Here is a 6,156-nt window from a genome sequence, read left to right on the forward strand (position 1 = left end):
CCAGTCTTTCCAATTTCAGGACGACACGCGAACATTCTCCCGCTGGGGAGCCGCGGCACGAGATCGCCTCCATCGTCGCGCCGACGGGCCGCACGGGACGGTCAGATCTTGCCCTGTCGGCGCGGCGACAGAGCCCGGACATCGCTGAATCAGCCCGGCAGCAGGGGCGGAAAGACACCTTGTGGTAGCATAAACTAATCCATGTAAGTATTCATGCGCAGAAACAAAATGTAGGGTTGCACGCTCAGGCCGTTGCGGAGATGCAGCCATGCCAAGCCCGCTCGCGCAGAAGCTCAATTGCTACGTCCGGCTCTCGGAAGACGACCGGATGTGCTTGGCCGACGCCATGGGCCCGAGCCGCATGGTCGCCCCGCGCACCGACATCATCCACGAGGGCGACGATCCCCGCGCCATCAACGTGATCCTCGACGGCTGGGCCTGCCGGTACCGGCAGTTCGCCAACGGGCGCCGCCAGATCGTCTCGCTCCTGCTTCCGGGGGATCCGTGCGATCCGCATGTGTTCCTCCTCGACGAGATGGATCACACGATCGGGGCGATCACGCCGGTGCTCCTCGGCCAGATCTCCGGCAGCGCGATGCGGGATCTGACCGCCCGCAGCCCGCGGCTCGACCTGGCCTTCCATCGCGAGAGCCTGGCCACCGCGGCGATCCAGCGCGAGTGGACCGTCAGCCTCGGCAGCCGGACCGGCATCGAGCGCCTCGCCCACCTGTTCTGCGAGCTGCATGCGCGGCTGACGGCGATCGGGCTGGCGGACGGCAATACCTGCGCGATGCCGATGACGCAGAACGATCTCGGCGACGCCATGGGCCAGACCAGCGTGCACATCAATCGGACGCTTCAGGAGCTGCGCGGCCTGGGGTTGATCACCCTGCGCAGCCGGCGCCTGACCATCCACGACCCGGCGGCGCTCGCCCGGCTCGCGCATTTCGACGCCGCCTATCTGCACCGCACGGAGGTCGACCGCATCGTCGCATGCTGAACCCTGCCGGCCCCGTGGCGATTGAGGCAGGTTGAACGACATCCGGAGTGGCCCGGCATGACAGACCCTCGCGACCCGGCGGAGCGACTCTCGGCTCTGGAGGCCGACAACGCACGCCTGCGCCGGCTGCTCGACGAAGCCGGCCTTCCGGACAGCCTGCGCCACGGGATGCGCAACACGATGGCGATGCTGCGCACGGTCATGCACCGGTCCGCCGAGAGCGCCGCGGATGTCGAGAGCTACGTGGCGCATCTCGACGGACGGTTCGGCGCGATCATGCGCGTGCAGGCCGCGACGGACGCGTTCGGCGATGCCGACCTGCACACCCTGATCTCCGACGAGTTGATGTTCCACCTCGCGCGGGAAGGGGAGCAGGCGACCCTCGCCGGCCCGCGGGTCCGCCTCCGCCCCAAGACCGCCCAGGTTCTTGCGCTGGCCCTGCACGAACTGACCAGCAACGCGGTGGAACACGGATCCCTGGCGCTCCCGCAGGGCCGGATCCGCGCCACGTGGCGGGTGAACCTGGAGGTCGAGCCGCCTGTCCTCAGCCTCGCCTGGGCCGAGACCGGCGGCAGCGGGATCACGGCCCCGTGCCGGCGCGGCTTCGGCACGGACGTGCTGACGGAGATGCTGGCCTACGAGCTCGGCGCGGCGGTCGATCTGCACTTTGCGCCGGATGGGCTGCGCTGCGCGATCCGCGTGCCGCTCACCGCCCGGATCGGGCGCCACGTCGCCGAGGATCCCGAGACGGCGTGGGACGGCGACAGCCGGTGAGATCCGGGCCCGGGAGGACGATGCGGGCCCCCACCGGCCCCGGCGGCGCTCACGGTCCCGACGCCGCCCGCACCTGCCCGGTCATCTGGGGGAGCGCGCCGAGCGCCTCCGGGGCCTGGGTCGATCCGGGCAGGAGGAGGTAATCCGGCGTGAAGCCGGAAAAGTCCTGCAGTCGCTTCAGGTTCGGCACGCGCACGCTCTTGCGTCCGCTCTCGATCAGTCCGGCCCTGCGCAGATCCGAGAGGACCCGCGAGAGGTGGACGTTCGAGAGCCCCGCCGTGTCGGCCAGTTCCGACTGCGCCAGCGGCAGGCGGTAGTCGGGCTCCAGGCCGAGGCCGACGGCATTCAGGCGGGCGAAGAGTTCGCAGATGATATGGGCGACCTGCCGGTCGGCGGACCGGCGCCCCACCCCGACCAGCCATTCCTGGAGCACGGCTTCGTCGACCAGAAACGACCACCACAGGGCGCGGTAAATTTGGGCCGGCGGGCGGCGAGCTCCTTGATCGTCCGGTAGGGCACGGAGGCGACCGGTGCAGGGCGTCAGCGTCGCCACGGAGTGGATCGCCCGGTTCAGGAGGGAGGCGTGCAGGTCGCAGCCGTCGCCGGGCACCAGATAGGCGAGGATCGATCGCCCCCCGTCGGGCACGAGCTTGTAGCGGCAGGCAAATCCCTGAAGGATCACGTAGGCGGCGTCGGGCCGCTCGCCTTCCGAGACCAAGTCGCGCCCCGCCTCGACCTGCGCGGTCGCGCTGGTCGCAGCGTCCAGCGCGGCCATGTCGGCCTCATCCAGGTCTGCGCGCAGCGCCAGCTTGCGAAGGAAGGGGTTCAAGGGATGTTCCGGAAGGACCGCGCCGCGTCACGAGCCGCGCCAGCGTAAACGCGCGACCGCCTATTCCTACTCCCTCGGGTCATCACATCACCGTCTCGTCCGGCCCCGGATGCCGACGGCCTCGATCCGCCGGACCATTGAACGGCCGGGCATACCGCTGCCCGGATGCGGCGTTCAGCAGAACCGGGCAAGAGCCGGACCGTTTAGGATCCACAGCCTGCGCCGGGACGAGCGACGCGACGGGAAGGCCGTGCAGACCCGCCCGTCAGGCCCAGGCTCGGCCGGATCGCACGGGTGAGCCCGGCGCATCAGGAAAGCCGAAGCGTGCGCAGGACGGTGCCGGCCCCGTCGTGGATCTCCATGCGCCAGCCCTCCCCGGCGTCCGGCAGCTCGCCGGCGCGCCGGAACTCCTCGATCAGCACCAGCGCTTCCGCTTCCGCTTGCGCGATCGACGCGGCCAGGACGCCCACCTCGTCCTCGATCGTCTCGCCGTCGCTGCTCAGGCGAAAATAGTAGCGCTCTGCCATATCATCCTTCTGCACAGGCCCGGACCCGATTTCGACCCGCCCGCGGGCTGCCGCCCGTCGGGCGACGTGTCCGTGCGCGCCGCGGGTTGAGGTAAGTGGCATCGATCCGCGCCCGATCAACGTGTCGGCGAAAACCCGATGGCAGATGCCCACCGGTTGATCCCGCCGCCGCCCGAAGCAGCATGAAGCTGCCGGTCTCGCGGGCGAAACGCCGCCCATCTGTGCGCCGCTCCGGCCGGGCCGCCGCGCGATGAGGCATGCCTAAATATGTGGCATACGATTTGCGAAGCCCCGAACCGTCGCAAGGAAGACGACGCAGGGGACCGCCATGAAGGCATTTGGAACTTGGGCTTCGGCCGCCGCGCTGGCCGCCGGGCTCGCGATGGGCGCCCTGGGGGCAGGCCCCGCGCGGGCTCAGGAGACCATCAAGGTCGGCATCCTGCACTCGCTCTCGGGCACGATGGCGATCTCGGAGACCACCCTCAAGGACGCGATGCTGATGCTCATCGCCGAGCAGAACGCCAAGGGCGGCGTGCTCGGCAAGAAGCTGGAGCCGGTGGTGGTCGACCCGGCCTCGAACTGGCCGCTCTTCGCCGAGAAGGCCCGCGAGCTGATCAGCAAGGACAAGGTCGCGGCCGTGTTCGGCTGCTGGACCAGCGTGTCGCGCAAGTCGGTGCTGCCGGTGTTCAAGGAACTCGACAACATCCTGTTCTACCCCGTCCAGTACGAGGGCGAGGAGAGCGAGCGGAACGTGTTCTACACCGGCGCCGCCCCGAACCAGCAGGCGATCCCGGCGGTCGATTACCTGATGTCGGAGGATGGCGGCGGCGCCAAGCGCTGGGTGCTGGAGGGGACCGACTACGTCTACCCGCGCACCACCAACAAGATCCTCGAAGCCTACCTGAAGTCCAAGGGCGTCAAGGACGAGGACATCCTGATCAACTACACGCCGTTCGGCTTCTCGGACTGGCAGACCGAGGTGTCGAAGATCAAGGCCTTCGGCTCGGCCGGCAAGAAGACCGCCGTGGTCTCGACCATCAACGGCGACGCCAACGTGCCGTTCTACAAGGAGCTCGGCAACCAGGGCATCAAGGCGACCGACATCCCGGTCGTCGCCTTCTCGGTGGGCGAGGAGGAGCTCGCCGGCATCGACGCCAAGCCGCTGGTCGGCCACCTCGCCGCCTGGAACTACTTCGAATCGATCAAGACGCCGGAGAACGAGGCCTTCATCAAGAAGTGGCAGGCGTTCAAGAAGAACCCCAAGGCCGTCACCAACGACCCGATGGAGGCCCACTATATCGGCTTCAACATGTGGGTGAAGGCGGTCGAGAAGGCCGGCACCACGGACCCCGACAAGGTGATCGACGCGCTGCCGGGCATCGAGCAGAAGAACCTCACCGGCGGCACCGCCACGATGCTGCCGAACCACCACATCACCAAGCCGGTCTTCATCGGCGAGATCGAGGCGAACGGCCAGTTCGACGTGGTGTGGAAGACCGACACGCTGATCCCCGGCGAGGCGTGGTCGAAGCAGCTCGAGGGCTCGAAGGACCTCGAGGCCGACTGGGTCAAGCTCAAGTGCGGTAACTACAACACCAAGACCAAGACCTGCGGCGGCGCCTGAGGGGCCCTCCCGCTGAACGGAGGTGCCGGACCTCCAGTTCGGTCCGGCACCTTCGGATCGCGGTGTGGCGCGGGTCCCCTCTCCCGTACGGGAGAGGGGGCCTGTCGCGCCTCGCATCGACCGATCCGTGCAGACCGCGGCCGCCCGTTGGCGAACTCAGGTGCCGCACGCGTCCCCGTCCCGCTTCCCAGGCGCAACGAAAGTCTCGATGCTCCGTCTCCTCACCCTCCTCGTCCTGCTGCTGGCCGCCCCCGCGCTGGCCCAGGCGCCCGATCCCTACGGCCAGCTCGCCGGGGACGGCTACGCCGAGATCGAGGCGGGCGTCTCCGGCCTCGCCGCCAGCGGCAACCCGCGCGCGGACGCGATCCTGTCGGCCCTGTCGGACGGACGGCTGCTGGTGCGCCCCGCCGACAGGACCCTGCTGATCCGGCAGGGCGGCACTCTGGTCGACGCCCGGACCGGCGCCGCCGCCGCCGACAGTCCCGACCTCAAACCCGTGCGCGCCAACAACCGGGTCCGCCGGGCGATCGAGGCCGCCCGCGGGCAGCTCGACCTCGCGAGCCCCGATCCGGGAAAGCGGCGCATCGCCGCCGACGCGGTGTTCAAGGCAAGGGACGCGGCGGCCCTGCCGGCCCTCGACGCCGCCCTGGCGCGCGAGACCAGCGCGCCCGTCCGGCAGGCGCTGACCGAGGCCCGCGCCGCCGTGCTGCTCGCCAGGCCCGGCACCGCGGAGACCGACCGGATTGCCGCAATTCCCGCCATCCAGGCCCGGGGCGATGGCGACGCGATGGGCATCCTGCGCGGTCTGGCGGCGGATCCGAGCGAGGCGGTGCGCAATGCCGCCGCCCGGGGCATCGCGGCGATCGAGACGCGGCTCGCGATCCTCGGGGCCCTCCAGAACGTCTGGTACGGGATCTCGCTGGGCTCGGTCCTGCTGCTCGCCGCCATCGGACTCGCCATCACCTTCGGGGTGATGGGCGTGATCAACATGGCCCACGGCGAGATGGTGATGCTCGGCGCCTACACGACCTATGGCGTGCAGGAGCTGATCCGCACCCAGGCGCCGTCCCTGTTCGGCTGGTCGCTGGCGATCAGCATCCCCTGCGCGTTCCTGGTCGCCGGCCTCGTCGGCGTGCTGATCGAGCGGTTCATCATCCGCTTCCTCTACGGGCGCCCGCTGGAGACGCTGCTCGCCACCTTCGGGGTCAGCCTCGCGCTCCAGCAGGGCGTGCGCTCGATCTTCGGTCCGACCAACCGCGAGGTCGGCGCCCCCGCCTTCATGAGCGGCGCCTTCGATTTCTACGGCCTGTCGATCACCTGGGGCCGGATGTGGATCATCGCGTTCGCGCTGGCCGTGTTCCTGGGCCTGCTGTTCGTGCTCAGAAAAGACTCTAGAGGACCC

General features: G+C 69.4%; 6 protein-coding genes. 4 read left to right on the plus strand and 2 right to left on the minus strand.

Annotation, left to right across the window (positions count from 1 at the left end; genetic code table 11):
• The first annotated feature begins 268 nt into the window (after positions 1-268).
• Both I53_RS22910 and I53_RS22915 read left to right on the plus strand, forming a co-directional pair.
• A complete protein-coding gene (locus tag I53_RS22910) occupies positions 269-1,000 on the plus strand; it encodes a Crp/Fnr family transcriptional regulator (RefSeq protein WP_043355059.1) in 732 nt (243 codons plus the stop codon).
• A gap of 57 nt (positions 1,001-1,057) precedes the next feature.
• Positions 1,058-1,774, plus strand: coding sequence for an HWE histidine kinase domain-containing protein (locus I53_RS22915; RefSeq protein WP_043355062.1), 717 nt, complete (start codon positions 1,058-1,060; stop codon positions 1,772-1,774).
• Between the two features lie 49 nt (positions 1,775-1,823).
• Here I53_RS22915 and I53_RS22920 read toward each other — a convergent pair whose 3' ends face one another.
• Together I53_RS22920 and I53_RS35390 are read right to left on the minus strand one after the other, a co-directional pair.
• Positions 1,824-2,603 (minus strand): Crp/Fnr family transcriptional regulator, encoded by a 780-nt coding sequence (locus I53_RS22920; protein ID WP_251982411.1) that lies wholly within the window; start codon positions 2,601-2,603, stop codon positions 1,824-1,826.
• Between the two features lie 308 nt (positions 2,604-2,911).
• Positions 2,912-3,283: a hypothetical protein gene (locus I53_RS35390; protein WP_251982412.1), complete on the minus strand. Its 372-nt coding sequence runs from the start codon at positions 3,281-3,283 to the stop codon at positions 2,912-2,914.
• A 175-nt stretch (positions 3,284-3,458) separates the two neighbouring features.
• On the opposite strand from I53_RS35390, the gene urtA reads away from it, so the two are divergent.
• Together urtA and I53_RS22935 are read left to right on the plus strand one after the other, a co-directional pair.
• On the plus strand, positions 3,459-4,754 hold the full coding sequence (gene urtA / locus I53_RS22930; protein WP_043355066.1) for an urea ABC transporter substrate-binding protein: 1,296 nt from the start codon (positions 3,459-3,461) through the stop codon (positions 4,752-4,754).
• A 208-nt stretch (positions 4,755-4,962) separates the two neighbouring features.
• Positions 4,963-6,156: branched-chain amino acid ABC transporter permease (locus I53_RS22935; RefSeq protein WP_043355067.1), on the plus strand; the 1,194-nt coding region annotated here is incomplete at its 3' end.

Source organism: Methylobacterium sp. B1 (assembly GCF_000333255.1).
Classification (GTDB): Bacteria; Pseudomonadota; Alphaproteobacteria; order Rhizobiales; family Beijerinckiaceae; genus Methylobacterium; species Methylobacterium fujisawaense.